The organism is Sphingomonas sp. (genome assembly GCF_964263785.1).
In the GTDB taxonomy this organism is placed as follows: domain Bacteria; phylum Pseudomonadota; class Alphaproteobacteria; order Sphingomonadales; family Sphingomonadaceae; genus Sphingomonas.
The window spans coordinates 1-3,795 of the sequence record NZ_CAXVWL010000087.1 but is presented as its reverse complement, the minus strand read 5'-3'; the positions used below and the strand labels follow the sequence as shown (position 1 = coordinate 3,795).

Here is a 3,795-nt window from a genome sequence, read left to right as displayed (position 1 = left end):
CTTGATCCCGAGCGGGTGGCCGCGGGTGTCGTCCTCCTCGATGACGATCGCGTCGATGTCGTCGACGTCGGCGTTGGTCGGCACAAGCGCCTCGCCCAGGCTGCGGTTCATCCACAGGCCGGTTCGCTCGTCCATGACGGTTTCCTCCATCATCGCCTGCCCCAGCCCCCAGGTCATGCCGCCGATCAGCTGGCTGCGCACCAGCAACGGGTTGATCGGACGTCCGCCGGCGAACGCGCCGATGAGACGCTGGACGCGGACGTGCATCGTGTCGGGATCGACCAGCACGCGCGCGAACTGCGCGCCGAACGACTGCCGGCCGTATTTGCTTCGCCCGAAGGTGCGGCCCGTGATCGCCTCCTCCTCGATCGGGTGCTCGGCATGGCGTGCCATCAGCGAGGCGACGGTCTCTCCGGGACCGTCGCGGGTGCCGATGCGTCCGTCGATGATGTCGATATCGTGCCTGTTGCCGCCGTGCAGCGGCGACGCCCGGTCGCGGACCGCGCGCTTGATCAGCGCCTTCTTCACCTTCCCAGCCGCCTCATGCACCGCGGCGCCGTTGGTCAGCGTGGACATCGATCCCACCGTCATGCCGCCGTAAGGCAAAGCGGTGTCGCCGATCTCGAGCCTGACCTGAGCGATCGGCAGGCCCAGCCCCTCGGCGGCGATCTGGGTCATCGCGGTGACCATGCCCTGGCCTATTTCGTGCATTGCGCTCTGGACGCGCGCCACGCCGTCGCCGCCCACGACGATGCGGGCGACGGCCGGCATCTGCATCACCTTGTAGACCGCCGACGCCATGCCATAGCCGACGAGCAGACGTCCTTCGCGCATGCTGCCGACTACTGGATCGCGGTCGAACCAGCCGATGCGTCGCCCTGCCGCCTCGTAGCAGGCCTTGAGAGACTTGGACGACCATTCGTGCCCGGTGTCCGGCTCCACGTCGGCATGGTTGCTGAGGCGCAGATCGAGCGGATCGATGCCGAGCTTCGCCGCCAGCACGTCCATCGCCGTCTCGATGGCAAAGGTGCCCAGGCACGCGCCAGGCGCGCGCATCCATCCCGGCGCCCCGGTGTCGAGCCGCGCCGACTGCTGGTGGACGAGGATGTTCGGCGCGGCGTAGAGCTTGGGGATCGTCTCGCCGAGCGGCTCGATGTAGCTGCCGCCCGCTCCCTGCGCCGTCACCGAGTCCTGCAGCACCGCGGTGAGCTTGCCATTGGCATTCGCGCCCAACCGCAGCCGCTGGCGGCTCTCGGCGCGGAACGGCATTATCGTGAACACGTCGCGGCGGGTGAGGACGAGCTTGACCGGTCGGCCCGTCAGCTTCGCCGCCATCGGCGCCAGCAGCAGATAGACGTTGCCGCTCTTGCTGCCGAACGCCCCACCCGACATGGTCGAGATCACTCGCACCTTGTTGTCGAACTGCACGCCGCCCAGCACCTGCGCGACGATCCGCGGGAGCCGGTCCTTCAGGCCGAAGCCGAAGGCCTGGCCCAACACCATCGCGTCGCCGTAGCTGAATTGCGTGGGCAGCTGCACGGTCAGCCCGCCGTCCGCATCCCACGCGGCGACGATTGCGCCAGGCTCCATGGCATTATGGTGGTGCGGCGAGGAATGGAGTGTCAGGTCGACCCGCGCCGACGCCTCGCTCCAGGCCTTCTCGGGATCGCCGATCTTGACCTGCCCCGGATCGCCGCCGCCGACCTTCTTGGCGTCGGCGGTGCGATCGGCCGCGGCGGCCAAGCTAAAGACCGCGGGTTCAGGGTCGCTGTACCGAACCGCCACCCGCGCGGCCGCCTCCCGTGCATGATCGAGCGTATCGGCGACCACCAAGGCGATACACTCACCGCCATAGTGGATGCGGTCGTCCTGCATCGGCAGCAGGTCGCCGATCTCCGAGCCGGTGACCGAGAGCACCTTGTGCAGCTTGGGCGCGTTGACGTGGCTCATCACCAGCCTGACACCCGGCATCGAAAGCGCCTGCCCGGTGTCGATCGCGAGGATACGCCCGGAGGCTTGCGCGGCGATGACGGCGACGGCGACGTCGGTCGCGGCGTCCGCCGCGGTGCGCGCGAGATCGCCGGCATAGCGTAGCGCACCGGTCACCTTCTCGCGCCCCTCGACGCGCCGCGGCGCGCGTGCGAGGGCATCAGCCTGGCGACGCCCACCGATGTCGGTGCGATCGGCGATAGTGGTCATGCCGCTAACCTCATTCAAACCAGCTCCCGACCGCATCCTGGCAAGCGCGGATGATCGTGCGTCGGGCCAGGTCGGGCTTGAAATCGTTGCCGCCGAAGGTTTGCGCTCCGGCGAGCAGCGCGTCCGCCGCGCGCCCGAACAGCAGCACGTCCGGCGCTTGCCCCGCCAGCAGGGCCTCCGCCTCCACGCGCCGCCAGGGCTTGTGGGCGACGCCGCCCAGCGCGATCCGCGCCTCGGCAATCACACCATTCTCGATCCGCATCGCCACCGCCGCCGAGACCAGGGCAAAGGCGTAGGACTGGCGATCGCGTAATTTGAGATAGGTCGAATGTTGCGCGAATCCCTCCGAGGGCAGATCGATGCCCGTCACCAGCTCGCCGGGTCGAAGCACATTGTCGCGCCAGGGCTCGTCGCCGGGCAGCCGGTGATAGTCGGCGAACGGAATGACGCGCTCGCCCTCGGGTCCGGTCACCTGCACCTCGGCCTCGAGCGCCGCGAGCGCGACGCACAGGTCAGACGGATGCGTGGCGATGCAATGCTCGCTCGTTCCCAAGATCGCATGAATGCGGTTGAACCCGCCGATCGCGCCGCAGCCGCTGCCGGGCGCGCGCTTGTTGCAGGGTGTCGCGGTATCATAGAAATAATAGCAGCGCGTGCGCTGGTTGATGTTGCCGCCGTTGGTCGCCGCGTTCCGCAACTGCGCGCTGGCACCGGCCAGGATCGCGCTCGCGACGAGCGGGTAGCGGGCCTGCACCCGTGGGTCGTAGGCGGTATCGGCGTTGGTCGCGAGCGCGCCCAGCCGCAAGCCGCCGCCCGCCAGCTCGGTGATCGCGTGAAGGTTGAGGGCATTGATGTCGACCAGCGCAGTCGGCTGCTCGACATCATATTTCATCAGGTCGACGAGGTTGGTGCCGCCCGCGACGTAGCGGGCCCCTGCCACGTCGGCGTTACGCACCGCCTCGGCGATATCGGTCGCGCGGCTGTAGGCGAAGCGCATCAGACCTCCTGCCGGATGACGTCTAGGATCGCGTCCGTGATGTTCGGGTAGGCCGCGCAGCGGCACAGGTTCCCGCTCATCGCCTCGCGCACCTCGTCGCGGGTTCGCGCATGGCCTTCCCCGATCAAGCCGACAGCCGAGCAGATTTGCCCCGGCGTGCAGAAGCCGCACTGGAACGCATCGTGCTGCAGGAACGCGGCCTGGAGCGGGTGAAGCTCGTCGCCATGAGCGAGCCCTTCGATCGTCGTCACCTCCGCTTGGGGACGCGTCACCGCAAGCGCGAGACAGGAGTTGATCCGCTTGCCGTTCACCAGCACCGTACACGCCCCGCATTGGCCGTGATCGCAGCCCTTCTTGGTGCCGGTGAGGTCCAGATCATCGCGAAGAAGGTCGAGCAGCGTCGTCCAGGGCGCGACTTCAAGCTCGTGCCGGGTCCCGTTGACCGTGAGATCGAGCCCGACCGTGCCGCTCATGCGGCTTCTCCACCGAGGCGCTTGTCGCCCAGCCAATCCTCGATGGCGGCGTTCACCTCGGCAGTCCGCTCCAGCATCAGCATGTGGCCGCCGGTGATCGTCACCTCGGTCAGGTCCGTGCAATCT

At 68.2% G+C, this 3,795-nt stretch carries 3 protein-coding genes; all 3 read right to left on the bottom strand.

Annotation, left to right across the window (positions count from 1 at the left end; translation table 11 throughout):
• Window positions 1-2,199, bottom strand: a 2,199-nt coding sequence (locus ACE5C1_RS11670; RefSeq protein ID WP_374944248.1) for a xanthine dehydrogenase family protein molybdopterin-binding subunit, incomplete at its 3' end; no start/stop codon positions are given.
• Window positions 2,200-2,209: 10 nt separating this feature from the next.
• A complete protein-coding gene (locus tag ACE5C1_RS11665) occupies window positions 2,210-3,199 on the bottom strand; it encodes an FAD binding domain-containing protein (protein WP_374944249.1) in 990 nt (329 codons plus the stop codon).
• The gene (locus ACE5C1_RS11660; RefSeq protein WP_374944247.1) at window positions 3,196-3,669 is read right to left on the bottom strand and encodes a (2Fe-2S)-binding protein; all 474 of its coding nucleotides are present in this window, start codon (window positions 3,667-3,669) and stop codon (window positions 3,196-3,198) included. The genes ACE5C1_RS11665 and ACE5C1_RS11660 overlap by 4 nt, the downstream gene beginning before the upstream one ends.
• Window positions 3,670-3,795: the final 126 nt, after the last annotated feature.